Here is a 25402-nt window from a genome sequence, read left to right on the forward strand (position 1 = left end):
CTGACTCACCCTCGCCGCTCGACAGCCGCGACGGCGACCCACCCGCCACCCACGACCAACCCGCCGTCAGATAGACGCCTTGTTCAGCAGGCTCCTAGCGCCGCCTCCGCCACAACGGCATCAGCGGAAGTGCCCTACTTCGTCGCTTCCACCATCTGCCGGAGCATCTTCTTCAGCTCGACGATCTCGTCCCGCAGGCGCGCCGCCAGCTCGAACTCGAGGCTCTTGGCCGCCTCGTGCATCTGGGCGGTCAGGTCGGTCACCAGGGACGCCAACTCGGACGTGGGCAGTGCACCGAGGTCGCGGTCGGCCTTGGACCCCAGCACCGGCACCGGCGAGCCCTTCCGTCCGCCGCCCGCCTTCGCGACGAGCTTCTCCGTGTCGGCGTCCTCGCGGGCGAGCATGTCGGTGATGTCGGCGATCTTCTTGCGCAGCGGCTGCGGATCGATGCCGTGCTCGGTGTTGTAGGCGATCTGCTTGTCGCGCCGTCGGTTCGTCTCGTCGATGGCCGCCGCCATCGACGGGGTGATCTTGTCGGCGTACATGTGCACCTCGCCCGCGACGTTGCGCGCCGCGCGCCCGATGGTCTGGATCAGCGACCGCTCGGAACGCAGGAAGCCCTCCTTGTCGGCGTCCAGGATCGACACCAGCGAGACCTCGGGCAGGTCGAGGCCCTCGCGCAGCAGGTTGATGCCGACGAGCACGTCGAATTCGCCGAGCCGGAGCTCGCGGAGCAACTCGATGCGCCGCAGGGTGTCGACCTCGGAGTGTAGGTACCGCGTGCGGATGCCGTTCTCCATGAGGTAGTCGGTCAGGTCCTCCGACATCTTCTTGGTCAGCGTGGTGACCAGGACGCGCTCGTTGCGCTCGACCCGCGCCTTGATCTCGCCCATCAGGTCGTCGATCTGCCCCTTCGTGGGCTTGAGCACGATCTGCGGATCGACGAGCCCGGTCGGACGAATCACCTGCTCAACGAAGCCGTCTGACTTCGCCAGCTCGTACTGCCCTGGCGTCGCCGACAGATACACGGTCTGCCCGATGCGCTCGGTGAACTCCTCAAAGCGCAGCGGCCTGTTGTCCATGGCGGATGGCAGCCGGAAGCCAAAGTCCACCAAGGTGCGCTTCCGCGACATGTCGCCCTCGTACATGCCGCCGATCTGCGGGACGCTGACGTGCGACTCGTCCACCACGAGGACAAAGTCCTCCGGGAAGTAGTCGAGCAGACAGTTGGGCGGCGTTCCGGGCCCACGTCCGTCGATGTGGCGGCTGTAGTTCTCGATGCCGGAGCACGTGCCGATCTGGCGCATCATCTCGATGTCGTAGCCCGTGCGCATCCGCAGCCGCTGGGCCTCCAGCAGCTTGTTCTGCCCCTCGAGCTCGGCCAGCCGCAGGTCCAACTCGGCCTCGATGCCACCGATCGCCTTCTCCATGCGCTGGGGGCCCGCGACGTAATGGGACGCCGGGAACACGTAGACCTCGGAGTCCTCGCTCAAGACCTCCCCCGTCACCGGATGCATCGTGGAGAGAGCCTCGATGTCGTCGCCGAAGAACTCGACGCGGACCGCGTGCTCCTCGTACATCGGGAAGACCTCGAGCGTGTCACCGCGGACCCGGAACGTGCCTCGGGACGCCGCCAGGTCGTTGCGGACGTACTGAATATCGACCAGCCGACGCAGCAGGGCGTCCCGGTCGTGCTCCTCCCCCACCCGCAACCGGACCATCCGGTCGACGTACTCCTGGGGCGTCCCGAGGCCGTAGATGGCCGACACCGTGGCGACCACGATGACGTCGCGCCTGGTCAGCAGCGAGTTCGTGGCACTGTGCCGCAGCCGCTCGACCTCCTCGTTGAGCGACGAGTCCTTCTCGATGTAGGTGTCCGTCTGCGGGACGTACGCCTCCGGCTGGTAATAGTCGTAGTAGCTGACGAAGTACTCGACGGCGTTGTCGGGGAAGAACTGCCTCAGCTCGTTGGCGAACTGCGCGGCCAGGGTCTTGTTGGGCTGCATCACCAGCATCGGGCGCTGCAGCCGCTCGGCCAGCCAGGCGATCGTTGCCGTCTTGCCGGTGCCGGTGGCACCCAGTAGGACGACGTCTTGTTCCCCTGCCCTAATGCGGCGCTCCAACTCATCGATCGCGGCCGGCTGATCGCCGGCCGGGACGAAGTCGGCGTGCACCTCGAAGGGGGCCAACCGCCGTTGAATATCAGTCACCGCGCGCATGGCCGCCAGCTTAGGTCGGGCCACTGACACTTTTGATCGCGGACGCCCGCCAGCACCTTCGCTATCCCCCAGCGGCGCGACCGGCCCTTCTCTAGCGTGGGAGGCAACCGACTTCAGGGAGTCACCATGCGTCCGCGCCGTTCGGGAGCCCACACGTGGCTTCTCGTCGCTTTCGTCGTCCTCATCTTGGCGCTGATCGGGCTACTTGTCTGGAGTATCGGTCAAGCCCTAGGCACCACCGGAAGCTGGCCCTTCCGGATCATCGGGGGCGCGGTCGCGATGATCCTTTTCGCCATCGGCTTCGGCCTCCGCGACGTCCTGCGCCTCCAGCCCGAGCGGGCCGAAGGACCCGAACTGACGCGTGCTGAGCATCCAGCCCTGTGGGCCGAGGTCGACAAGGTCGCCCAGGCCGTCGGCACGGCGGCACCAGAGCGAATCGTGGTCGTCGGGGGCGTGACCGCGGCCGTGGCCGAGGACGCGGGCGCTCGCGAGCTGATGCTCGGGCTCCCCGTGCTGTCCACCTTCTCCGTGGCCCAGCTCGGCGCAGTGCTCGCCCATGAGCTTGGACACTTCGCAGGCGGCGACACCGAGCAGTCACGAAATAGCGCGCCCCTGCGCCGCACGGCCGTCAGGGCCTACCAGCGCAGCGGCTTTCTGCTGCGTCCGGTCCTGTGGCTCTATTTGCGGCTGCTCACCACCGTGTTCGCGGCCGACGACCGCGCTCGCGAGCGGGCAGCGGACGAGGCGTCCGCGCGCTACGCCGGACCCACGGCCTTGGCGTCCGCACTGCGGCGCCTAGCCACCGTGGACCTCGGCTGGTCCGCCTTGCTGGAGCAGTACGCGCCGCTGTTCGAGCCCGCCAAGTCGCGGGCATCGCTGGTCGACGGCCTCGACCACCTGCTGGCGGAAAACGCAGCCCCACTCGCTGCGGCGACGACGGAGTACCTCGCCGACAGGACCACCGACTGGTGGGACACCCATCCGCCACTGGGCAGCCGGGTCGCCGCACTCGAAGCATTGGCGCCGAATGCCGTCGAGGCGGACCAGACGCCAGCCTGGACGTTGCTGTCCGGAGGGCGCGAGGCGCTGGGCGCCCTTGAGCCCGCCCTGCTGGCCGACGACCCCCTACCGCTGACCACCTGGGACGATGTCGTCCAGCGCGGCATTCTGAACGAGACCGCACGCCGCTTCCAGCGCCTCATCGATGAACTCAGAAGGACGGGGCTCGCGTCGAGCGGGACGTTAGGAGACATCCTGGACGCCGCCGCGAATCGTCCCCAGGAGTTCGAGGGCCTCTTTGCTGGCGCCGACGAGGGCGAGCCGACGCCGCGCACACCGCCCGAGATCGCCCGCGATGTGCTGGAGAACGCGGCTGCGTGCTCGCTGCTCGAGTCTGGACGCGCGCGCTACCAGTTGTCCTGGACGACCGACGCGCCCCTGGTCGACGCCACTGGCGAGCCGCTCGACTTGCGCAAGCAACTCCCGGACGCGCTGCCGGCGTCGGTTCGCGCCCTCAGGGACTGGCTCCTCGCCCAGGGCGTCGACCTGGGGAAAGCTCCCGGAACCGGCCGTGATCTGGCAGACCACACCATCCACGGGGTGGTCACCCACGTCAGGGGGCTGGGCGAAGGCCTACGGCATCTCGTGGTGTTCGGCGACGGGCTCCTGCTGTTGCCCGTGGAGCGTGACCGCGTCGCGTCCGCCTTCGGTCAGAGCCAGCTCTCGGAGCTCGACCGCCTCTCCGCGCTGCTGGACCTGCCCGTCGCCCAAGTCAAAGCCGTTGACCGTGCCCGGTGGATCCCGCTTGAGGACATCGTCAGCTTCGGCCTGAAAGGCAAGCTCATCAAGGTCGCGACCTTGACCCTCAAGGATGGGACGCCGATGGAGGTACGGGTCACCGACGACACGCAGGGAGTCGACGTGGGGATGGAGGCCCTCGGCTCCCTCCTCGCCCCCGTCAGGACCTTCTGAAGGGCCGGTTCAGGCGGCGCCAGAGTTCGTCCACCTGGGCCTCAAGCGCGTCCCTATTCCCCGAGTTGTCGATGACCACATGGGCGGCCCGGAGGCGTTCTTCTCGGGACGCCTGCGCGGCCAGCCGCGCCTCGGCGTCCGCCCGCGACAAGCCATTGCGGGCCCGGAGTCGGTCCACCTGGATCGTCGGGTCGACGTCCACCACGACCACCAGGTCGAAGGACGCCGCCTGTCCGGTCTCGACGAGCAGCGGGATAGCGTGGACGACGACCGACCCTGCCGGAGCGTCCGACTCAACCTCGGCGGCTCGCCTCCGCACGGCCGGATGAACGATGGCGTTCAGGTCGGCTCGCGCGTCGGCGTCCGAGAAGACGAGCTGACCGAGCCGAGCGCGATCAAGGCGTCCGTCGGGCAGCAGGACGCCGCGCCCGAAGCGGTCGACGATCGCGGCCAGCCCGGGCGTTCCCGGCTCGACCACCTCGCGGGCCAGCACGTCGGCGTCCACGATGACGGCACCCTTGGCGCGCAGCAACTCGGCGACGGCCGACTTGCCGGATGCGATCCCGCCTGTCAGCCCGATCCTCCGCACGCTCATGACCGGCAATCTACCGAGAAAGCAAAGGTGCCCCCGTCCTGCTAGACGGGGGCACCTTCGGTTCAACCGGACGCCGTGCTCAGTTGGCGCCGCCGGTCAGCTTCTCACGCAAGGCCTGCAGGGCCTCGTCGGACGCCAGCGAGCCCTCGGCCGGAGCCTCGGACGCACCCGCGCTGTAGGACGCCTGGTTGGCCTCGGCGACGAGCGCCTCGGTGTGGGCCTCCTGGGCCTCGGTGATCTGGCGCTTGTGCGCCTCCCACCGGGCCTGAGCCTCGGCGTACTGCTGCTCCCAGGCGCGCTGCTGCTCCTCGTAGCCGGGCTTCCACTCCTGGGTATCGGGATCGAAGCCCTCGGGGTAGATGTAGTTGCCCTGGTCGTCGTAGGACGCCGTCATGCCGTACAGGGACGGATCGAAGTCGTCGGCCGCGATGTCGACACCCTCGTTGGCCTGCTTGAGGCTCAGCGAGATGCGGCGACGCTCGAGGTCGATGTCGATGATCTTGACCATGACATCGTCGTTGACGCTGACGACCTGCTCGGGGATCTCGACGTGACGCTCGGCCAGCTCGGACACGTGCACCAGGCCCTCGATGCCCTCCTCGACGCGGACGAACGCGCCGAAGGGAACGAGCTTGGTGACCTTGCCGGGGACGATCTGCCCGATGGCGTGGGTCCGGGCGAAGGTCTGCCACGGATCCTCCTGGGTCGCCTTCAGCGACAGCGAGACGCGCTCGCGGTCCATGTCGACGTCCAGCACCTCGACGGTGACCTCCTGGCCCACCTCGACGACCTCGGACGGGTGGTCGATGTGCTTCCAGGACAGCTCGGAGACGTGCACGAGGCCGTCCACGCCGCCCAGGTCGACGAACGCGCCGAAGTTGACGATCGAGGACACGACACCCTTGCGGATCTGGCCCTTCTGCAGCTGGTTGAGGAAGCTGTGGCGAACCTCGGACTGCGTCTGCTCGAGCCACGCACGGCGGCTGAGGACGACGTTGTTGCGGTTCTTGTCCAGCTCGATGATCTTGGCCTCGAGCTCCATGCCCACGTAGGGCTGGAGGTCGCGGACGCGACGCATCTCGACCAGGGATGCCGGCAGGAAGCCGCGCAGGCCGATGTCGACGATGAGGCCACCCTTGACGACCTCGATGACCTTGCCGGTGACGACGCCGTCGGAGTCCTTGACCTTCTCGATCGTGCCCCAGGCGCGCTCGTACTGGGCGCGCTTCTTGGACAGGATCAGACGACCCTCCTTGTCCTCCTTGGTCTGCACGAGGGCCTCGACAACGTCGCCGACGGAGACCACGTCGAACGGATCGACGTCGTGCTTGATGGAGAGTTCCTTGGAGGGGATGACGCCTTCGGTCTTGTAGCCGATGTCGAGGAGAACCTCGTCACGATCGACCTTGACCACGGTGCCGGTGACGATGTCACCGTCATTGAAGTACTTGATTGTTGAGTCGACGGCGGCTGCGAAATCTTCAGCAGAACCGATGTCGTCGACCGCGACCTGAGCGGCCTCAGGAGAGGAGGTCATGTAGTAGGGCTCCGATAACTGGTGGATGTTTCGATGGGCGGCGCGGCCTACGATTCGCCCGTCCTGCTCCGTCCGAGTCCGGGCAGACCACACCGAGTGACTACCCTAGACCTCGGTCAGAATCGGGTCAAAAGCCCTGCGGGTTGGGCTAGCCTCAAGGGGTCATCGAGCGACAGGAGACAGACGATGAGCGGAACCGCCGAGGTTCACCCGGAAGCGACGTTGATCCCGAGCAAGTTGGAGTTGCTGGCGGCCTGGCTGCCCAAGCAGGGCTGGTTCAAGGGCACGGACGCCTCCGACGTCGAGCGCATCGCCGGCTTCCGCTTCGTCGACCCCTACGGCGAGGTGGGGATCGAGACGCTGCTGGTCCGCTCCGGCGGGCAGGTCTACCAGGTGCCGCTCACGTACCGGTCGGAGCCGCTCGCCGGCGCCGAGGAGTTCCTCGTCGGCGAGATGGAGCACTCGGTGCTCGGGCACCGCTGGGCCTACGACGGCACCGGCGACCCGGTCTACGTCGACGAACTGCAGCGGGTCATCCGCGAGGGCGACGACGAGGCCGACCTGAACACCGGCGCCCCGAAGTCGATGACCGTGCGGGGCAGCGGCGTCGTCCTGGTCTCGAACTCCACGGGCCAGATGAAGCTGTACCGGGTCGTCGACCCCGCGCCCGCGACGAACAAGCGCGTCGCGGTGGGCACCCTGGAGGGCGCCTGGACCCTCGACGGCGTCGAGCGGACGAGCCTGCTGGCGTCCCTGTACTGAGGTCCCTGCTCACGGGTCCCCGGACGCCGGCGCGACTGTCGCCAGCCAACCGGTCGCCTCGGCGAGGGCCAACGAGAGGTTCCCGAGTTGGCAGTGCGCGCTCGCGCCCGACGCGTGATCGAACGTGATCAGGCGTGACGACGGGCGTCCGGCTGCGACGACGTCCGCGGCCTGGCGGGGCAGCGGCGTCGTCCTGGTCTCGAACTCCACGGGCCAGATGAAGCTGTACCGGGTCGTCGACCCCGCGCCCGCGACGAACAAGCGCGTCGCGGTGGGCACCCTGGAGGGCGCCTGGACCCTCGACGGCGTCGAGCGGACGAGCCTGCTGGCGTCCCTGTACTGAGGTCCCTGCTCACGGGTCCCCGGACGCCGGCGCGACTGTCGCCAGCCAACCGGTCGCCTCGGCGAGGGCCAACGAGAGGTTCCCGAGTTGGCAGTGCGCGCTCGCGCCCGACGCGTGATCGAACGTGATCAGGCGTGACGACGGGCGTCCGGCTGCGACGACGTCCGCGGCCTGGCGGTGGAGTTCGGCGTCCTCGCCGTCCCCGACGAGCGCCAGGACCGGCAGGTCCACCTTCGTCAGGTCGACGGCCGTCATCGACGCGTAGGCCTCCAGCGCACCGGCGATGCCGAGGGGCCCGAACTGCCAGTCGTACTTCGCCAGCGACGCCGCCAGCACCGGGTTGAACCGCGAGGACGCCGTGACCGCGGCCGCGAGGACCCCCCGGGGCGCTCGGCGGGCCAGGCCCGGCATGGCGCGCTCGAACATCGACCCGATGTCGTGGATCGGCGTGGAGGCGACCAGCGCGACGATCCGGTCGGACGGACGGGACGCCTCGACCGCCTTCGTCGTGAAGAACCCGCCGCCGCTCCAGCCGCACAGGACGATGTCGCCCCCGAAACCGCGCCCTCGCACGGCGTCCAGGACGGCCCAGAAGCCGTCCAGGGTCGCGGGCCCGAAGTGCAACCCGTCGGCGGGCGTCGAGCCCTGCCCTGGAAGGTCCACCAGTAGAACGGCGTAGCCGGCCTCGATGAAGGCACCGCCACCCAGGAACCACAGGTCCTCCGCCGAGGTGTCGCCGCCGCCGACGACGACCACCAGGGGCCGCGTCCGGGTCAGGTCGGTCGAGACGTAGCCGGGCAGAGATTCGCCCGCGAACGGGATGGCCCATGGCTCCAGCGGTACCCCCGACGAGCGCAGGAACGCCTCGAACGCCTCCGCTGCGCGCGCCCGTGCGGCCTCCGCGTTCGGCGTCCGAGGGTCCTGCAGCATCAAGGCGGCCCGCTCGGCCGTTGTCGCCGCCAGCCAGGCGCCCGCCGCGACGACGGGATCGGAGGCCGCCTCGGCCCGGGCTGTGGTGGCGTCCGCGGCGCGAGCGAAGGCGTCCACCCAGGAGCGCGGGTCGCCGTCGGTGATCCGCGCGAAGGTGTGGAGCAGGGCCCCGGGCGACAGCCCTCCGAGTTGGCTGCAGCCGAGCAGCCAGCCGGCCAGGAAGTCCATGGTTCCGTTCCGGAACAAGGCGCCGTAGTTGCCGCGTCGGCCGAGGTCCGCCCGCTTCACGAGGTGCCCCCCTGCCCCAGCACGAGCCGACGCACCTCGACGAGCCCGGTCACGAGGTCGGCGTCCGCCACGCGCCCCAGTGCGACGTGGAAGGCGGCGGGGAGGAACGCGAAGTAGAGCAGCGCGGTGCGTTGCGCCTCGTCGACCGCCCGGCCGGACGCCGCGTACCGGGCGGCCGAGTCGTCCAGGAACGACTCGACGGCGGACCAGGCCGGCGCCGTGGCGTCCGGGCGGCTGATGCCCTCGACGATCAGGATGCGCAGGAAGTCCCGGTGGGGCGCCATCACCTCGGCGACGGCGCGCTCGATGAACGTGCGGGGGTCGCTCGGGGCAGGGCCGAGGTCGGCGAGGAGACGGGCCTTCGCCTCGAGGAGGTCGCCCACGCGCATGCTGACGAGGGCCCGAAGGAGCTCGTCCTTGGAGTCGAAGTGGTAGTAGAGGTGCGACTTCGACACCCCCGCGGCGGACGCGATCTCGTCCACCCGTGCGCTGCCGAAGCCCTTGTCGGCGATCACCCGCTCGGCGGCGAGCAAGATCGAGCGCTTGGTCTGTTCGGCGGCCATCGCCCCAGACTAGAACCAAACGGCTCTAACCGTCCAGGACTAAAGCCACCCCTTCACGCATCGGCTCACGCCCGCCGGGCCACCACCGCTTCCACGAGGCGTCCCCGGCTCGCGCGGACGTCCTCGACGACGAAACCGGACGCCGCCAGCGTGAGAAGCGGACGCCGCCGCCAGCACTCGCCGGTGTGGGCCGTCATCGCGTCCGCGAGGCGCTGGGCCCCGCGCACCGGCGCCCAGGACGACTCGACGTGGTCGAGCAGCAGCAACCGCCCGCCCGGACGCAGCACCCGGGCGAACTCGCCGAGCGTGCGGGCCACGTCCGGGACCGAGCACAGCAGTAGGGTGGCCACGACCGTGTCGAGGGCGGCGTCGGCCTCGTCCAGGCTGTCGGCGACGCCGAGCCTCAGGTCGGCGGCGCGGCCCAGCTCCGAGGCGCGCCGCCCGGCGACCGCCAGCATCGCCGGGCTGGAGTCGACGCCGGTCAGCTCGACCGTGTCGGGGTAGAGCGGCAGGTTGACGCCCGTCCCGATGCCCGCCTCCAGGGTGCGGCCGCGGGCGCGGGCCAGCAGGCGCGTCCGTTCCGGCCCCAGCCACCGGCGCTCCAGCGGCTGCATCGCGCGGTCGTACGCGCCGGCGGCCCGATTCCAGAGGCGCCGCTGCTCGTCCTCGGCGGTCATGACCCGGTCAGTGCGCCGCCTCGTGCCAGGTGCGGCCGACGCCCACCGAGACGTCCAGCGGGACCGTGAGGTCGATGGCGTGCCCCATGCGGTCGCGGACCAGGGCCTCCAGCGTCTCGCGCTCCCCCGGCGCCACCTCGAAGACCAGCTCGTCGTGGACCTGCAACAGCATGCGCGAGGCGAGTCCGGCTTCGGCGAGCCCCTTCTCCACGTCGAGCATGGCCACCTTGATGATGTCGGCCGCCGACCCTTGGATCGGGGCGTTCAGGGCCATGCGCTCGGCCATCTCGCGACGCTGCCGGTTGCTGGAGGTCAGATCGGGTAGGTACCGGCGGCGCCCGAGCAGCGTCTCGGTATAGCCGGTCTTCCGAGCCTGGGCGACGAGGCCGTCGAGGTAGGCGCGCGAGTTGCCGAACACCTCGAAGTACTCGTCCATCAGCCCCCGCGCCTCGGATGTCGGGATGCCGAGCTGGGCCGACAGCCCGAACGCGCTGAGCCCGTACGCGAGCCCGTAGTTCATCGCCTTGACCTTGGCCCGTTGCCCGGGTGTCACGTCGGACGGGTCGACGTCGAACACGCGGGCCGCGGTGGCGCTGTGGAAGTCGTGGCCCGAGCCGAACGCCTCGATGAGCGCCTCGTCGGCCGACGCGTGCGCCATGATCCGCATTTCGATCTGGCTGTAGTCCACGCTCATCAGAGACTCGTAGCCCGCGCCCACGACGAAGGCCTCGCGGATGCGGCGGCCGTCCGGCGTCCGGATCGGGATGTTCTGCAGGTTGGGATCGGTCGAGCTGAGGCGTCCGGTGGCCGCGATCGTCTGCACGTACGTCGTGTGGATGCGGCCGTCATCGGCGATGGACTTCTGCAGCCCGTCGACCGTCTGGCGCAGCCGGATCTGGTCGCGGTGCCGCAGCAGGTGCTCCAGGAACGGATGCCCCGTCTTGAGATAGAGCGAGTCGAGCGCGTCGGCGTCCGTCGTGTAGCCCGTGCGCGTCTTGCGCGTCTTGGGCATGCCCAGTTCGTCGAAGAGCACGGTCTGCAACTGCTTCGGTGAGCCGAGGTTGATCTGCTTGCCGAGCACCTCGTAGGCGGCCTGTTCGGCCGCCCGGACCTGGCCGTCGAACGTCTTGTAGAGCTCGTCCAGGTAGTCCTCGTCAACGGCGATGCCGGTGCGCTCCATGGTGGCCAGCGTGCGCAGCAGGGGCTGCTCAACCTCGACAAGGAGCGCCCCCGCACCCTGCGCGGTCAGCTCGGACGCCAGCGTCTCGGCCAGCTCGACGACGGCCTTCGCCCGGATCATCGCGTCGACGCCGGAGTCGTCCGGCGCCTCTTCGAACAGCGCCAGCTGGTCGCTGTCGGCGCTCTCGGTCTTGGACGCCGCCGCGAGTTCGCGCTTGAGGTGCCGCACGGTCAGGTCGGCCAGGTCGAAGACCCGCTGGTCAGGACGCAACAGGTAGGCGGCCAGCTGGGTATCCACGACGAGGCCCTGCAGATCCCAGCCTCGGGACCACAGCGCCAGCAGCGGCCCCTTCGCGTCGTGCATGGCCTTCGGCGCGCGCGGGTCCGCCAGCCAGGACGCGAGCGCCGCATCGTCGGCGGGGGTCAACGCGGACGCGTCCAGCCAGGCCGCCGACGCATCGGCGGAGGCGAGCGCCAGCCCCTGGACGTCACCCGTCCCGGCGCGCCAGCGACCTCCCACCTGGACGCCGACCAGTCCCGTCGCGTGCTCGGCGAGCCAGCCGGCGACCTGCCCGGGCGCGAGGACGGCGCCGTCGATGTCGAGCCCACCCTCGGGCTCCAGCTGCTTCTGCGGGAGGGTCTCCATCAGCCGATCGCGCAACACCCGGAACTCGAGTGAGTCGAAGAGGGTGTGCACGGCCTCGCGGTCCCAGTCGCGCCGCTCGAAGTCGGACAGGCCCTTCGGCAGGTCGAGGTCGCCGACGAGCTCGTTCAGCACCCGGTTGCGTCGCACGTCTTCGATACGCTCGCGCAACGCCTCTCCGGCCTTACCCGTGACCGAGTCCGCTTGTCGCAGCAGGTTCTCCAGGCCGTCGTAGGTGGCGATCCACTTGGCAGCGGTCTTCGGGCCGACGCCCGGAATGCCGGGCAGGTTGTCGGAGGTCTCGCCCACCAGGGCCGCCAGCTCCGGGTAGCGCTGCGGCGGCACGCCGTACTTCTCCTCGACCGATGCGGGCGTGTAGCGCCACAGATCCGAGACACCCTTGCGCGGGTACAGCACGGTCGTCGAGTCGTTCACCAGTTGCAGCGAGTCGCGGTCGCCCGTGCAGATCAGCGTCTCCCACTGCGCCGCGGACGCCTGCCGTGCGAGCGTGGCGATGATGTCGTCGGCCTCGAAGCCGTCCTGCTCCAGGTGGACGATGTTGAGGGCGTCCAGCACCTCCTTGACCAAGTCGACTTGGCCCTTGAACTCGTCGGGGCTCTTACTTCGATTGGCCTTGTAGCCGTCCCATTGCTCGGAGCGGAAGGTCTGTCGCGAGACGTCGAAGGCGACGCAGATGTGGGTCGGCTGTTCGTCGCGCAGCACGTTGATGAGCATCGCCGTGAACCCGTACACCGCGTTGGTGTGCTGCCCGGTCGAGGTCGAGAAGTTGTCGACCGGCAGGGCATAAAAGGCTCGGTAGGCGACCGAGTGGCCGTCGATCAGCAGCAGCCGTGGACGTTCGGACGGCTCATGAGTCTGGGTCACACGGCGACTCTAGTGCCGTCCTCCGACAAGAACGTCCGTGCAGCCTCGCCGCAGGGACTCAGGCGTCGGCATCCGCGCTCTTCTTCTTGCCCTTCTTCGTGGGCGCCCCGGCGTTGCTGTGGTCGATGACGCCCTCGGCGACCTCGCGCATCGACTTGCGCAGGTCCATGGCCGTCTTCTGAATCCAGCGGAAGGCCTCGGGCTCCGACAGCCCCAGCCCCTCCATCAGCAGTCCCTTGGCCTGGTCGACGGCCTTGCGGGACGCCAACCGCTCGTGCAGGTCCTCCACCTCGGCCTCGACCGCCCGGATCTCGGCGTAGCGGGCCATCGCCAGCTCGATGGCCGGCACCACGTCGGACGCGTCGAAGGGCTTGACCACGTAGGCCATCGCGCCCGCCTCGCGGGCCCGGTCGATCAGCTCGCGCTGGCTGAAGGCCGTCAGCATGACCACGGGGGCGATGCGCTCCTCCGCGATGATGGACGCCGCCGTGATGCCGTCCATGTGCGGCATCTTGACGTCCATGACGACGAGATCCGGGGTCAGCTCGCGGGCCAATTTTACGGCTTCCTCGCCGTTGCCCGCCTGGCCGACGACCTCGTAGCCCTCGCCCTGCAACAGCTCAACGAGGTCCAGTCGGATGAGCGCCTCGTCCTCGGCGACCAGGACCCGCGGACCAGCAACGTGCTCAGAACTCACTTCATCCTCTTCCCTCGGGGCGCCGTCGCCCCGTTCGATCGATGACGGGCGCTTATGGCAGGATAGTCCCGCCCTGCCGGGGTGGCGGAATGGTAGACGCGGTCGGCTCAAACCCGACTGGCTGAAAGGCTGTAGGGGTTCGAGTCCCCTCTCCGGCACAGATCACGGAACTTGCACGACACGCAGCGAGTTCGTCTTCCCCGCCGAATGCCGCGGGTTGCCCGCCACGATCACGATCTGGTCGCCGGACGCCACCATGGGCTCCTGATGGTCCTCGATCTCCAGGGTCGCCTCCTGCAGCATGTCCAGGATGTGCGCGACCATCGAGTCGATCGTGGTGAACTCCGGCGTCGTCCAGGACTTGACGCCCCACGCCAGGGTCATGTGCTGGCTCGTCCGCGGGTCCGGGCTGAACGAACACACCTGGATCTCGGACCGCATCCGGCACAGTCGCAGCGTCGTGTCGCCGGTCTTGGTGTAGGCGACGAGGTACTTCGCGCCGACCCGCTCGGCCACCTCGATGGCCGCCTTGGCGATGACGCCCGACGTCGTGTGCGGATTCCAGTCCAGGTGCGCGATCTTCGAGATGCCGAGCGACTCGGTCTTGTTGATGATCCGCGACATCGTTTCCACGGCCACGTTCGGGTAGGCGCCCACCGCGGTCTCGCCGGACAGCATGACCGCGTCCGCACCGTCCAGTATCGCGTTCGCGACATCGGACGCCTCCGCGCGCGTCGGCCGCGGCGTTGTGATCATCGACTCGAGCATCTGGGTGGCGACGATGACCGGCTTTGCCCACCGCCGGGCGGCCGTGATGATGATCTTCTGCGCGTTCGGGACGTCCTCCAGGGGCAGCTCGACCCCGAGGTCGCCGCGGGCCACCATGACGGCGTCGAAGGCGTCCACGATCTCTTCCAGGTGATCCATCGCCTGCGGCTTCTCGATCTTGGCGATGACCGGGACGCGTCGGCCCAGCTCGTCCATGATCGCGTGGACCGGCTCGATATCGGCGGCCGACCTGACGAAGGACAGCGCGACCATGTCGATGCCGTGAGTCAACGCCCAGCGCAGGTCGTCGGCGTCCTTCTCGGACAGCGCCGGCACGCTGACGGCGACGCCCGGCAGGTTGATGCCCTTGTGGTCGCTGACGCGTCCGCCGACGACGACCTCGGTGATCACGTCGGTGTCGGTCACCTCGACCGCGACGAGCTCGACTTTGCCGTCGTCCAGCAGGATCTGGTCGCCGGGACGGACGTCCTCGGTGAGCGTCTTCAGCGTGGTGCCGCAGCAGGTCACGTCGCCCGGGACCTCACGCGTCGTGATCGTGAAGCGGTCGCCCCGGTTCAGCAACTGCGGCCCTTCAGCGAAGGTCTCCAGCCGGATCTTCGGCCCCTGCAGGTCGGCGAACGTGCCGACCGGGCGCCCCACGACGCTCGCCGCTTCGCGCACCTGGTGCAGGCGAGCGAGGTGGTCGGGGTAGGAGCCGTGACTCATGTTGAGGCGGGCCACGTTCATGCCGGCCCGCACCAGCGCCTCGACACCGCCTTCGACGTCGGTCGCCGGGCCGAGGGTACAAACGATCTTTGCCTTACGCACGAGCAAACCCTAGCCGAGGAGCTAGCGAGCCCGAATCACCGCCAGTGCCTGAGCCAGGTCCTCCGGGTACGGCGATGAGAACTCGGCCCACTCCCCCGTGCCGGGATGCACGAAGCCCAGCCGCGTCGCATGGAGCCACTGACGGTCCAGGTTCAGCTCTGCGGCCAACACCGGATTCGCCCCGTACAACGGGTCGCCGATGACCGGATGCCTGAGCGCGGCCAGGTGGACGCGGATCTGATGCGTCCGGCCGGTTTCCAGGTGGATCTCGAGCAGGGTCGCCGAGCGAAAAGCTTCGAGCGTCTCGTAGTGGGTGACCGAGTGCCGTCCACCGTCGATGACCGCCATCTTCCAGTCGTGGCCCGGATGGCGCGCGATGGGGGCGTCGATCGTGCCGCTGAAGGGGTCCGGGTGGCCCTGGACAAGCGTGTGGTAGACCTTCTCGACCGTCCGGTCGCGGAAGGCACGCTTCAGGGCGGTGTAGGCGGGCTCGCTCTTCGCGACCACCATCAGCCCCGACGTGCCGACGTCCAGGCGCTGGACGATGCCCCGCCGCTCGGACGCCCCCGAGGTCGAGATGCGGAAGCCGGCGGCCGCCAGGTGGGCGAGCACGTCGGGTCCGTCCCAGCCAAGCGACGGGTGCGCCGCAACACCCGCGGGTTTGTCGATGACGACGATGTCGGCGTCGTCGTGAACGATCCGCATGCCCTCGACGAACGCCGGCACCACCTCGGCGAGTTTGGGCTCCGTCAGTTCAACCTCGAGCATGTCACCGGCCGCCACCCTGTCTGACTTGGTCACGACCCGACCGTTCAGCTGGACGCCGCCGCTCTCGATCAGCTCGGCGATCCGGCTGCGGCTGACACCGGTCATGCGGGACGCCGCGGCGTCCACGCGCTCTCCGGCGAGCCCGTCCGGAACCAGTTGGACGCTCACGACTTGTCAGCCAGGGACCCGCCCTCGGGCCCGACCTTCCCGAACATAACGAACCAGATGATCAAGACGGCAGCGGCGGTGATGAACATGTCCGCCACGTTGAAGATGGCGAAGTAGGGCAGTTCGATGAAATCCACCACATGCCCCCGCATCGGGCCGGGCTCCCGGAAGAGCCGATCGGCGAGGTTGCCGGCCACCCCGGCCAGCAGGAAACCTTCAGCGACGGCCCAGCCGGCGTGCTTCACCCGAGGGATGAGGTAGCCGCCCACGAAGGCGAACGCGGCGACGGCGATGCAGGACAGGACGATGGTGAAATTCTCGCCCATGCTGAAGGCGGCGCCGGGGTTACGCACCAGTTGCAGCGTGACGAAGCCCCCGAGGAGCTTCGGGGGCTGCAGCGGGTCCAGGAACGTCAGGGCGGCCGTCTTGGCGGCGTAGTCGGCGATGAGGCCGAGCACCCCGATCGCGTACGCCAGGCTGAGCAGACGGACGGAACGGCGTCCCGGAGCGGTGTTGACGACTATCGCCGTTCCTCCCGCTGCTTGCACGGCAGGCACATGGTCGCGCGCGGGAACACCTGCAGGCGGTCCTTGCCGATAGGCTCGCCGCACGACTCGCACACGCCGTAGCGTCCGGTCTCGAAGCGATGCAGCGCTGACTGCGCCTGGTCGAGCATGTCCTTGGCGTTCTGGACGAGAGACATCTCCTGGTCGCGCTCGAAGTTGGTCGAGCCGACGTCGGCCGGGTCGCGTCCGGCGCCCTCGGTGCCCTCGTCGAAGAGGCTCGCCATGGTGGCCTCGGCCGTCTTGATGGCGCGTTCCATGCGGCCGATCTCGAACAGCAGTTCCTCGTGGACCTCGTCGATCTCATCCTGCGTCCAGGGCTCTTCGCCCTCGGCGACCGGGATGTCGAACCGAGTCCGCGCGTCCTTGGTCATGGCCCGTACCTCTCAGTGGGATGGGGTGTGGCCGCTGAGCGTACCACCTGAAACCGACGCCTGGACGACGTGGCAACACGGCGGCCCGGGATCATCGATCCCGGGCCGCCGCAGTGTTTCAACGAGCGTGTTTCGCCTACTGCTCTTCGGGGTTGAGCAGCTTGTCGAGCTGCGGCGTGTGCGTCGCAACCGGGCCCATCTTGAGCAACTCGGGCTCGTCGGCGGGAGCCAACTCCGCCTTGCCGATGCGCTCGATATGCGAGTTCAGGTGGGCCGTGAAGGAGTCTCGGAAGTTCTTCTCGTAGTCGCGCAGGTGCGCAACCCGGGCGGCCAGCTGACCGTGCTCCGACTCCAACGTGCCGATGAGCTGATCGCGACGATCCGCGAACTCCTTGTCGAGGACGGCCTTGCGCTCGGAGTGCTCGACCTCGAGGCGCTCGCGCTTGGCCTGCGCCTCGGACGTCAGGCGGTGGGCCTCGGCTGCGGCGTCGTTGCGCGTGCGCGTGGCAGCGCCCAGCGCCTCGTTCTTCGCCCGCTCGGCCAGCGTCTCGGCCTCAGCCTTGACCCGCTGGGCGTGCGCCTCAGCCTCGGCCCGCGTGCGCTCCGCGTGCACCTGCGCCTCGGAGAGGCGGCGCTCGGCCTCGCTCTGCGCGCCGCTCACCAGGGCGTCCGCTTGAGTGGTCGCCATCTCCAGCAGGCGCGTCACGGCGGACGACGCCTCGGGAGCCGCGGTCAAGACGAGGCGCTCGACCTTGCCGTCGCCGCTGCTGACCACCGTGGAAGCGTCCTCGAGCTGCCGCTTGAGGCCGGACAGCTGCTCGTCGCGGCTCTGGATCTCGCCACGGAGACCGTCGAGGTGGCTGCGGTGCGCCTCAAGCTCAGCCTGGACGCGGGCCAGTTCGGCCTGCTTCGCCTCGAGCTCGGCGCGAAGCTTGGAGACGTCGTCCGACTCGCCGCTGTGCGCGGCAGCCAACTCGGAACGCAGACGCTCGGCCTCGCCGCGCTGGGCGTCGGCCTCCTGACGGAAGGCAGCGATCTCGGCCCGCTGGCGCTCGATCTCGCCGTCACGATCCGCGATCAGACGCGCGAAGTGATCGTCAGCCTCACCGCTGACAGCCGCAGTTCCGCCCGAGCCAACCTGACGCTTGAGGGTGCCGATCTCCTCGTTGAGGGCGATCAGGGTCTCCTCAACCTTGTCGACGAAGTTGTCGACATCGACCGGCTCATAGCCGTTGCGCCGGGCCAGGTGGAACTTGCAGTCGCGCACCTGCTCGATGGTCAGGGTCATACGTTCACCTCACGAGTTGGGTCGTGTTCAACGACTCGGTGGTTCAACGAACGCCACGGAGCGGCGCCCACGGTGTTTCAGGCTAGCCGCCCGGCGCCGAACGCGCCAAGCGAAGGGGCCCGCTTTGGACCCCTGGTCGAACGACCCTCGACTCCCGCTTGACCTAGCTTTGGTTGAAGAAGCCACCCGCCAGACGCTGGCGGTCCTCTGCGGTCACGCTCACGTTGTTCGGCGAGAGCAAGAAGACCTTCGACGTGACCCGCTCGATGGTGCCGCGCAGCCCGAACGTCAGGCCCGCCGCGAAGTCGACGAGACGCTTGGCGTCTGCGTCCTCCATCTCGGAGACGTTCATGATCACGGGGGCGCCGTCGATGAAGTGTTCGCCGATCGTGCGGGCCTCGTTGTAGGTGCGGGGCTGGATCGTGACGATGCGGTTGAAGTCCATGGGGCGAGGCTCCGGGTCGGTCACGGTGACGGCGGCCAGCGTGGGCGTGGCGCGGCGGCTGTCGAGGTCGGTCACGGACGCCTCCGGCCGCGGCCTGCGCTCGCGGACGACGACCTCGCGCTCTGCGTGCTGCTGATCGACGACTTGCGTGATCTCCTGCGACACCTCGTCGCCGGCATACCGGTTGTCGGACATGAGGCCCAGCCATACGGCGGCCTTCTTCAATCCATCAGCCATCACACGTCCTCCGCTTCGAAGTCACCGACACAGTACCTCGGCACCTCCGGGCAGACCGTGCGGCGCGCCCGTCACGAGCAGGCATTAGCCCAGCCAAACCAGGCCCGCGAAGCGTCCGGCGGCGGCGCCGTCGCGGCGGTAGGAGTGCAGGCCGGAATCGTGCATGGTGCAGGCTTCGTCCGCCACCCAGCGGACGCCGGCGGCGTCCAATTGGCGCCGGAGGGCGCCGCCCAGATCGATGCCTGGTGTGCCCCAGCGCGTGACGCTGGGCGCCACCCCGGTGACGTCGGCGAAGTCGGACGCCATCGGCGCCGGCACCTCGTAGCAGCGGGCACAGATGTGCGGACCGATCCAGGCGGACAACTCACCCGAACCCTTGGCCGCCAGGGCGTCCACCGTCGCTCGGGCGACCCCCAGCAGGACGCCGCCGCGGCCGGCGTGGGCCGCACCGATCAGGCCCGCGGCCGGATCGGCGAACAGGATCGGCACGCAGTCGGCGACGCGGACGGCGAGTGCCAGCCCCCGCTGATCGCTCACCAACGCGTCGGCCTGGTGAGCGGTCAGGTCGAGCAGCGGGTGGTCGGAACCGGAGACGTCCTGGACCCGGGCGCCGTGGACCTGGGCGACGACGCAGATGGCCGCGCCCACGGCGTCCGCGACGGCGGCGAGGGCCGCAGCCCGCTCGACGGGCGGCTGGGCGTCCGACAGGTTGACCGCGCTGGACGTGAACGCGACCCCGACGCCATCGGCGCCGGGGTCGCGGAAGGAGTGGAACACGGCCCTACTTCAGGAAGTCGGGCACATCCAGGTCGTCGTCGGCCAACACAGGCGCCGGCGCGACCTGAGCCTGAGGCGCGGGCTCGTGGACCGGCGCCTGGGCCGGAGCGTGCTGGCTCCCGACGGGACGGGTGCCCGGCGCCCGCAGATCGGGCTGGCGCGACACGCTCGGCTGACGCCGCGGCGGAGCCCCGCCGTCGAAGCCAGCCGCGATCACCGTAACCCGGACCTCGTCGCCGAGGGCGTCGTCGATGACCGTTCCGAAGATGATGTTGGCGTCCTCGTGCGCAGCCTGCTCGATGAGGTTCGCGGCAGCCGAGACCTCGAACAGCCCCAGGTCGGAGCCGCCGGCAATCGACAGCAGCACCCCGTGGGCGCCGTCGATGGACGCCTCGAGCAGCGGGCTCGACACGGCCATCTCGGCGGCGGCGCGGGCGCGGTCCTCGCCCCGGGCCGAGCCGATGCCCATGAGGGCGGAGCCCGCGTTGCTCATGACGGCCTTGACGTCCGCGAAGTCGAGGTTGATCAGACCCGGGGTCGTGATCAGATCGGTGATGCCCGACACGCCCTGCAGCAGCACCTGGTCGGCCTGACGGAAGGCGTCCAGGATGGCGACGTGCCGGTCGGTCATCTCGAGAAGCTTGTCGTTCGGAATGGTGATGAGGGTGTCGACCTCTTCGCGCAGCGTGGCGATGCCGGTCTCGGCCTGCGTCGAGCGGCGCTTGCCTTCGAACGAGAACGGACGCGTCACGACGCCGATCGTCAGGGCACCGAGCGAACGAGCGATGCGGGCCACCACAGGCGCGCCACCGGTGCCGGTGCCGCCGCCCTCGCCGGCCGTCACGAACACCATGTCGGCGCCCTTGAGCACCTCTTCGATCTCGTCGGAGTGGTCTTCGGCCGCCTGGCGGCCCTTGTCGGGGTCAGCGCCGGCCCCGAGGCCGCGGGTGAGATCGCGGCCGATGTCGAGCTTCACGTCGGCATCGCTCATCAGCAACGCCTGGGCGTCCGTGTTGACGGCGATGAACTCGACGCCGCGGAGACCCGCCTCGATCATGCGGTTCACGGCATTGACACCGCCCCCGCCAACGCCGACGACCTTGATGATGGCCAGGTAGTTCTGCGATGCGCTGCCCACGTCGGTCAACCAATCCTTGTAGCGATGTGCCTAGTCACAGTCGACTCTCAAGCCTGAGTCGAGCCCTATCCTAGGGTGGGCGTGATCGTCCGCACACAGGTTATGGGCGCGTCGACAAGGGTGTCCAAGGTCGGCGGGGACACCTCAACCCCTACTTCAGGGTTGCTGTCTCCCGACCCGTCAGCACCGCGTGATGGGATGGCTCGGCGACGAGACGTCCACCGACCTGCAGGTCGGCTGCGCCTTGGTCATGGTGTCGGCCAGCTGGCCCTTCAGCGACGACGACTCGGCGCTCCCCCAGACGATCTGGGTCCGCTCACCGGTCGCGATGACGATCGAATCGCGGGTCGGCGCCGTCACCTGGACGACCTTGTCCGTGAGTCTCGAAGGCAGAGCGCTGACGACCGTGGCGACATCGCTCAGCAGTTGGTGATCATTGAGATCAGCCACCGCCAAGGGGACGCCCGCCGGCCGCTCGGTGCTCGAGTTGAACGTGGCACCCGTCGCGTCCACCCAGGCGAAGCCGCCACCGTCGGCCACGACGAACGCAACCGCTCGCTCGATGATCTTGATGGTGACCGTGTCGGGCAGGGACAGGGCGACGTCGCCGCGCGCCACGGCCGGCAACGTCACGATGCGTCGCGAGATCGCGGCGGCGTCCACCTGGGCCAGCGGGACGCCCATCGGGACCTTGGCCGCCTTGGTGACGTCGTCGGTGGACACGATCGCGTTGCCGCTCACGACGACCTTCTTGACGCTGAACAGGGGCGATGCCACGCCCACCCAGGCGAGCCCCGCGACCACCATCAGCCCGAGCAGGATCTTCGCCGCCCGCTGGATCCGGCGTCGTCGAAGCTCGCGCACGCGGTCGCGGACGCGTCCGTTGAAGTCGATGAGCGGCACGTTCACGGCCGTGCCAGCCCCTCCTGGCCGAGCAGACGCACCAACTCGGGCCCCACCGTGGTCACGTCCCCGGCACCGAGGGTGAGCACCAGGTCGCCGGGCTCGACGAGGGCCGCGAGGGCGGCGGGGGCGTCCGACATGTTTTCGACGTAGTGCGCCTCGCGTCCCAGAGCGGTGAGCGCCTGGGCCACCAACGCGCCGGTGACGCCCGGGAAATCGACGGCGTCCTCGCGCGCCGGGTAGACGCCGCAGCAGACGATCACGTCGGCCAGCGTGAGTGCCTCGCCCAGCTCACCGGCGAACTCCACCGTGCGCGAAAACAGGTGCGGCTGGAAGCAGGCCACGAGGCGTCCGGTACCGACGCGTCCGCGCGCCGCCCCCAGCGTCGCGCGCAGCTCGGTCGGGTGGTGGGCGTAGTCGTCGAACACGCGGACGCCGTCGACCACGCCGATCGGCTGGAAGCGGCGATGCGTCCCGATGAACGAGGCCGCCGCCGCGCGCAGGGCGGCAGCGTCCAGCCCCAGCTCGCGGCCAACGGTGTAGGCCGCCGCCGCGTTGAGCAGGTTGAAGCGGCCCGGGACGACCAGCTGCAGGGGCCCCTGATCGCCGGACGCGGTGAGCGTGGCGGTCGAGGTCTCGGGCGTCTCGCGGACGTCGGTGAGCCGCACGTCGGCGTCCGATGATTCGCCGTAGGCGACGACGCGGCGTCCGGCGGCGCGGAGGCGTCCGATCAGGACGCGAGCCCCGGGATCGTCCGCGCAGGCCACCGTGACGCGGACGTGCTCGGCCGAACACAAGGTCACGAAGCCGTCGGCGTAGCGCTCGGGGGTGCTCCAGTTGTCTAGGTGGTCGGCCTCGATGTTGGTGACGACGACGATCTCGGCCGGGTACTGCAGGAACGAGCCGTCCGACTCGTCGGCCTCGATGACGAAAGCGTCCCCGGTGCCCAGGTGTGAGCTCTCCCCCGTCGCCGTGAGCGGCGACCCGATCACGTAGGACGGGTCGGCACCGGCGGCGACCAGCATGGTCGCAGTCATGCCCGTGGTGGTGGTCTTGCCGTGCGTGCCGGTGATGGCGACGCCGCGCCGTCCGGCCATCAGCCCGGCCAGGGCCGCCGAGCGGTGCCAGACCCTCAGCCCGCGGCGGCGCGCCTCGGCCAGTTCGACATTGGACTCCCTGATCGCCGACGACACGACCACCGTCTCGGCGTCGCCGAGCTGGACCGGATCATGCCCGACGAACGTGGTGACCCCCTGGGTGGCCAGGCGTCGAAGCGTCGCCGAGTCGGCCTGATCGCTGCCCGATACCCGGACGCCGAGGGCTGCGTAGGCTGCCGCGATTCCGCTCATGCCGGACCCGCCGGCCGCGATGAAGTGGACTGGGCCGACGGCGTCCGCACGCTCGACCGGCACGGGTTGCAGGAGCGGCATCAGGACGCCCCAGGAATCGAGTCCAGGACGGCCCGAGCCAGGTCACCCGCGGCGTCCGCGGGCACCAGGCCGGTCAGCGTCGCCGACATGGACGCCAGGCACGCCCGGTCCTGGATCAGAGGCAAGACCTCGGCCAGCAAGCGCTCGCGGGTCAGCTCGGCGTTCGGGACCAGGCGGGCGGCGTCCGCTGCCAGCAGGAAGTCCGCGTTGCGGGCCTGCTCCCCATTGCCGTGGGGCAGGGGCACGAAGATGCAGGGAAGCCCGACGGATGCGGTCTCCATGACCGTGCCAGCGCCCGAACGGGCCACCATCAGGTCAGCGGCGGCGTAGGCGCGCTCCATCGCGTCCACGTAGCCGACCGGCACGTAGCGGGCGCCCGTGGTCTGGTCGACGACCTCGACGTGCCGGTCGGCCAGGTTCTTGGGGCCGAGGACGTGCAGGACGTCGATCCCCGCTGCGAGCAGCGCGTCGCGCGCGGCCTCAACGGCGTCGTTGATCGACCGCGCCCCCTGCGAGCCGCCGCTCACCAGCAGCACGGGCCGGTCGGCGTCCAGGCCGAAGTCGGTGCGGGCGGACGCGCGTCCGGCGGCCCGGTCGAGCCCGGTGATGGCCTTGCGCATCGGCATGCCGAAGTAGCGCGCCTTCGGCAACTGCGTACCGGGGAAGGTGACAGCGACCACCTTGGCGAAGCGCGCCGCCACCTTGTTGGCCAGGCCCGGGACGGCGTTCTGCTCGTGCAGCAGCACCGGAATCCGCAACTGGGCGGCGGCCAGGTACGCGGGCAGCGAGACGTACCCGCCGAAGCCCACCACCGCGTCCGCCTTCGCCTCGCGGATGATCGCCCGCGCCTGCGAGACCGAACGCGCGAGGCGTCCGGGCACCTTCAACAGGTCCAGACCGAGCTTCCGGGGCAGAGGCACCGGATCGACCAGCCGCAACGTGAGGCCCGCCGCGGGAATGACCCGCGTCTCGAGCCCCTTGGAGGTTCCGATGCAGGTGAGGGTCGCCGCAGGATCCAGCTCGCGCAGGCGCTCGGCTGTCGCGATCAGCGGCGACGTGTGGCCGGCGGTTCCCCCACCGGCCATGACGATTGAAATCATCGAACTCCTGTCAGGAACGGCGACACTCGGCCACGCCCATGATGGCCGACAACCGCGCGCGAGGCTGCTTCGAGCGCTCCCGGTTCGCCAGGAAGGCCGCCGCTGCGGGCTCCTCACGCGCACAGCGAAGCAGGACGCCGACGGCCGCCACGTTCATCACCAAGGACGAGCCGCCGTAGCTGACCAGGGGCAACGGCACACCCAGAACGGGCAGCAGACGAAGGACAACGCTGATGTTGATGAGCGCCTGGATCGCCATCCACCCCGTGATGCCGGCGGCCACCACGCGCGCGTAGAACGAAGTCGAGTGCAGGGCGATCCGGAAGCCGCCGTAGGTCAGGATGACGAACAGCGCGAGCACGCTGAGGGTGCCGATCAGCCCCATCTCCTCGCCGATGATCGCCAGCACGTAGTCGGTGTGCGCCTCAGCGAGGAAGCCCCACTTCATGCGGCTCTGCCCGAGCCCGACGCCCCACCAGCCGCCGATGGCCAGCCCGAACTGCGCCTGGCTGGGCTGGTAGTTGGCGCCGCTCAGGTCCGAGGTGGGGTCCAGGAACGCGAAGATGCGCGTCAGCCGGTTCTGGTTGAGCCAGACCAGCGCGCCGGCACCGGCCGCGATCACGGCGCCGAAGCCCGCCAGCAGCTTCCACGAGCCCCCGACGTTCCACAGCATCAGAACGAGGATCAGGCCCATGATCATGGCCGTGCCGAGGTCGTGCTGCATCAGCGTGAGCCCGACCATCAGCAAAGCGAACGGGACGAACGGGAACAGCAGGTGCCGAGGATCGGCCAGCGTGCGGCGCTTGGCGGTGAAGATCGTCGCGCCCCACAGGATCAGCACGACCTTCACGATCTCGGACGGCTGGAGGCGCATCATCGGCCCGAAGTCGATCCAGTTCAGGTTGCCCTTGATCCGCTTACCCATGACGAACGGGACGCACATCAACGCGCCCGAGACGACGAACATGAGCCAGCCGAGCCGGCGGGTGAGGTCGAGCGGCACTCGGTAGACGATGGCGATCACGACAATGCCCAACGCCACGAAGACCAGTTGCCGCTGGATGAACGTGTAGGCGTTGCCGAACTGCGTCGCGGCGTACACCGAGGACGCCGACCACACCATGATCGTGCCGAGGCCCAGCAGCAGCAGTGCCGGCACCCCGACCAGGTACATGCTCGCCAGCGGGTGCTTCAGCCAGGCGGTCGCGGTCGTGCGCAGCGCATCGACCTCGGGCAGCAGCGGGACGTCGGTCAGCGGCGCGCGACCCTTGGGGCCACGCGGCTTGGTGGGGGTGATCGTCGCCACGTCCCTCCTTCGCTCCGCGT

General features: G+C 69.4%; 22 protein-coding genes, 1 tRNA gene and 1 pseudogene. 4 read left to right on the forward strand and 20 right to left on the reverse strand.

The genetic code is table 11. The features are described 5' to 3' along the window. Positions 1–134: 134 nt before the first annotated feature. A complete protein-coding gene (gene uvrB / locus FN821_RS08590; RefSeq protein ID WP_277751021.1) occupies positions 135–2219 on the reverse strand; it encodes an excinuclease ABC subunit UvrB in 2085 nt (694 codons plus the stop codon). Between the two features lie 126 nt (positions 2220–2345). Between uvrB and FN821_RS08595 the strand changes: the two genes are divergently transcribed. After that, entirely contained in the window at positions 2346–4190 is a 1845-nt protein-coding gene (locus FN821_RS08595; protein ID WP_131172279.1) for a M48 family metallopeptidase, read from the forward strand. On the opposite strand, the gene coaE is transcribed toward FN821_RS08595, so the two are convergent. Both coaE and rpsA read right to left on the reverse strand, forming a co-directional pair. Next, positions 4177–4785, reverse strand: coding sequence for a dephospho-CoA kinase (gene coaE, locus FN821_RS08600; RefSeq protein ID WP_206662061.1), 609 nt, complete (start codon positions 4783–4785; stop codon positions 4177–4179). The genes FN821_RS08595 and coaE overlap by 14 nt on opposite strands. Before the next feature lie 79 nt (positions 4786–4864). After that, entirely contained in the window at positions 4865–6322 is a 1458-nt protein-coding gene (rpsA, locus tag FN821_RS08605) for a 30S ribosomal protein S1 (protein ID WP_131172278.1), read from the reverse strand. Between the two features lie 186 nt (positions 6323–6508). Here rpsA and FN821_RS08610 point away from each other — a divergent pair, with 186 nt between their 5' ends. Continuing rightward, on the forward strand, positions 6509–7084 hold the full coding sequence (locus tag FN821_RS08610) for a CG0192-related protein (protein ID WP_131172277.1): 576 nt from the start codon (positions 6509–6511) through the stop codon (positions 7082–7084). Positions 7085–7208: 124 nt separating this feature from the next. Next, positions 7209–7427: a hypothetical protein gene (locus tag FN821_RS08615; protein ID WP_131172276.1), complete on the forward strand. Its 219-nt coding sequence runs from the start codon at positions 7209–7211 to the stop codon at positions 7425–7427. A gap of 9 nt (positions 7428–7436) precedes the next feature. Here FN821_RS08615 and FN821_RS08620 read toward each other — a convergent pair whose 3' ends face one another. The 5 genes from FN821_RS08620 to FN821_RS08640 all read right to left on the reverse strand — a co-directional run bounded on the left by FN821_RS08620 (position 7437) and on the right by FN821_RS08640 (position 13289). Continuing rightward, on the reverse strand, positions 7437–8645 hold the full coding sequence (locus FN821_RS08620; RefSeq protein ID WP_131172275.1) for an alpha/beta hydrolase family protein: 1209 nt from the start codon (positions 8643–8645) through the stop codon (positions 7437–7439). Beyond that, a complete protein-coding gene (locus FN821_RS08625; protein ID WP_131172274.1) occupies positions 8642–9208 on the reverse strand; it encodes a TetR/AcrR family transcriptional regulator in 567 nt (188 codons plus the stop codon). The genes FN821_RS08620 and FN821_RS08625 overlap by 4 nt, the downstream gene beginning before the upstream one ends. A 65-nt stretch (positions 9209–9273) precedes the next feature. Further along, positions 9274–9885, reverse strand: a complete 612-nt coding sequence (locus tag FN821_RS08630; protein ID WP_131172273.1) for a class I SAM-dependent methyltransferase — start codon at positions 9883–9885, stop codon at positions 9274–9276. Between the two features lie 7 nt (positions 9886–9892). Next, a complete protein-coding gene (polA, locus tag FN821_RS08635; RefSeq protein ID WP_131172272.1) occupies positions 9893–12592 on the reverse strand; it encodes a DNA polymerase I in 2700 nt (899 codons plus the stop codon). Between the two features lie 58 nt (positions 12593–12650). Further along, positions 12651–13289, reverse strand: a complete 639-nt coding sequence (locus FN821_RS08640) for an ANTAR domain-containing response regulator (RefSeq protein ID WP_241660180.1) — start codon at positions 13287–13289, stop codon at positions 12651–12653. Positions 13290–13364: 75 nt separating this feature from the next. Here FN821_RS08640 and FN821_RS08645 point away from each other — a divergent pair. Then, positions 13365–13447 (forward strand) — tRNA-Leu (locus FN821_RS08645). Positions 13448–13451: 4 nt separating this feature from the next. On the opposite strand, the gene pyk is transcribed toward FN821_RS08645, so the two are convergent. From pyk to ftsW, 12 genes and pseudogenes are all read right to left on the reverse strand, one after another. After that, the gene (gene pyk, locus FN821_RS08650) at positions 13452–14885 is read right to left on the reverse strand and encodes a pyruvate kinase (protein ID WP_131172271.1); all 1434 of its coding nucleotides are present in this window, start codon (positions 14883–14885) and stop codon (positions 13452–13454) included. A 21-nt stretch (positions 14886–14906) separates the two neighbouring features. Next, complete coding sequence (locus tag FN821_RS08655) at positions 14907–15821, reverse strand: RluA family pseudouridine synthase (RefSeq protein WP_131172270.1); 915 nt, start codon at positions 15819–15821, stop codon at positions 14907–14909. Next, positions 15818–16369 carry a signal peptidase II gene (locus tag FN821_RS08660; protein WP_241660179.1) on the reverse strand — a complete coding sequence of 184 codons (552 nt, stop codon included), beginning with the start codon at positions 16367–16369 and terminating at the stop codon, positions 15818–15820. Before FN821_RS08660 ends, FN821_RS08655 begins: the two co-directional genes overlap by 4 nt. After that, positions 16342–16758 (reverse strand): TraR/DksA family transcriptional regulator, encoded by a 417-nt coding sequence (locus FN821_RS08665; protein ID WP_131172269.1) that lies wholly within the window; start codon positions 16756–16758, stop codon positions 16342–16344. The genes FN821_RS08660 and FN821_RS08665 overlap by 28 nt, the downstream gene beginning before the upstream one ends. Before the next feature lie 136 nt (positions 16759–16894). Continuing rightward, positions 16895–18046 carry a DivIVA domain-containing protein gene (locus tag FN821_RS08670; RefSeq protein WP_131172268.1) on the reverse strand — a complete coding sequence of 384 codons (1152 nt, stop codon included), beginning with the start codon at positions 18044–18046 and terminating at the stop codon, positions 16895–16897. Positions 18047–18209: 163 nt separating this feature from the next. After that, entirely contained in the window at positions 18210–18728 is a 519-nt protein-coding gene (locus tag FN821_RS08675; protein WP_131172267.1) for a cell division protein SepF, read from the reverse strand. Between the two features lie 84 nt (positions 18729–18812). Then, the gene (locus tag FN821_RS08680) at positions 18813–19505 is read right to left on the reverse strand and encodes a purine nucleoside phosphorylase YfiH/LACC1 family protein (protein WP_131172266.1); all 693 of its coding nucleotides are present in this window, start codon (positions 19503–19505) and stop codon (positions 18813–18815) included. A 100-nt stretch (positions 19506–19605) separates the two neighbouring features. Beyond that, a pseudogene (gene ftsZ, locus FN821_RS08685) lies at positions 19606–20643 on the reverse strand (cell division protein FtsZ); the annotation flags it as partial. Positions 20644–20823: 180 nt separating this feature from the next. Next, the gene (locus tag FN821_RS08690) at positions 20824–21552 is read right to left on the reverse strand and encodes a cell division protein FtsQ/DivIB (protein WP_131172264.1); all 729 of its coding nucleotides are present in this window, start codon (positions 21550–21552) and stop codon (positions 20824–20826) included. Then, on the reverse strand, positions 21549–22976 hold the full coding sequence (gene murC, locus FN821_RS08695; RefSeq protein WP_131172263.1) for a UDP-N-acetylmuramate--L-alanine ligase: 1428 nt from the start codon (positions 22974–22976) through the stop codon (positions 21549–21551). Before murC ends, FN821_RS08690 begins: the two co-directional genes overlap by 4 nt. Beyond that, on the reverse strand, positions 22976–24076 hold the full coding sequence (gene murG, locus FN821_RS08700) for an undecaprenyldiphospho-muramoylpentapeptide beta-N-acetylglucosaminyltransferase (protein ID WP_131172262.1): 1101 nt from the start codon (positions 24074–24076) through the stop codon (positions 22976–22978). The genes murC and murG overlap by 1 nt, the downstream gene beginning before the upstream one ends. Before the next feature lie 10 nt (positions 24077–24086). Next, positions 24087–25382, reverse strand: coding sequence for a putative lipid II flippase FtsW (gene ftsW, locus FN821_RS08705; RefSeq protein ID WP_206662060.1), 1296 nt, complete (start codon positions 25380–25382; stop codon positions 24087–24089). Positions 25383–25402: the final 20 nt, after the last annotated feature.

Source organism: Propioniciclava tarda (assembly GCF_900182665.1).
Taxonomy (GTDB): domain Bacteria; phylum Actinomycetota; class Actinomycetes; order Propionibacteriales; family Propionibacteriaceae; genus Propioniciclava; species Propioniciclava tarda.

What these genes read in the sequence shown, in the direction of transcription:
- murC (WP_131172263.1), bottom strand. Translation starts at nt 22,976, where the DNA reads ATGCCGCTCCTGCAACCCGTGCCGGTCGAGCGTGCGGACGCCGTCGGC.
- FN821_RS08630 (WP_131172273.1), bottom strand. Translation starts at nt 9,885, where the DNA reads ATGACCGCCGAGGACGAGCAGCGGCGCCTCTGGAATCGGGCCGCCGGC.
- rpsA (WP_131172278.1), bottom strand. Translation starts at nt 6,322, where the DNA reads ATGACCTCCTCTCCTGAGGCCGCTCAGGTCGCGGTCGACGACATCGGT.
- uvrB (WP_277751021.1), bottom strand. Translation starts at nt 2,219, where the DNA reads ATGCGCGCGGTGACTGATATTCAACGGCGGTTGGCCCCCTTCGAGGTG.
- FN821_RS08675 (WP_131172267.1), bottom strand. Translation starts at nt 18,728, where the DNA reads ATGGCTGATGGATTGAAGAAGGCCGCCGTATGGCTGGGCCTCATGTCC.
- coaE (WP_206662061.1), bottom strand. Translation starts at nt 4,785, where the DNA reads ATGAGCGTGCGGAGGATCGGGCTGACAGGCGGGATCGCATCCGGCAAG.
- murG (WP_131172262.1), bottom strand. Translation starts at nt 24,076, where the DNA reads ATGATTTCAATCGTCATGGCCGGTGGGGGAACCGCCGGCCACACGTCG.
- FN821_RS08670 (WP_131172268.1), bottom strand. Translation starts at nt 18,046, where the DNA reads ATGACCCTGACCATCGAGCAGGTGCGCGACTGCAAGTTCCACCTGGCC.
- FN821_RS08625 (WP_131172274.1), bottom strand. Translation starts at nt 9,208, where the DNA reads ATGGCCGCCGAACAGACCAAGCGCTCGATCTTGCTCGCCGCCGAGCGG.
- FN821_RS08595 (WP_131172279.1), top strand. Translation starts at nt 2,346, where the DNA reads ATGCGTCCGCGCCGTTCGGGAGCCCACACGTGGCTTCTCGTCGCTTTC.
- FN821_RS08665 (WP_131172269.1), bottom strand. Translation starts at nt 16,758, where the DNA reads ATGACCAAGGACGCGCGGACTCGGTTCGACATCCCGGTCGCCGAGGGC.
- FN821_RS08610 (WP_131172277.1), top strand. Translation starts at nt 6,509, where the DNA reads ATGAGCGGAACCGCCGAGGTTCACCCGGAAGCGACGTTGATCCCGAGC.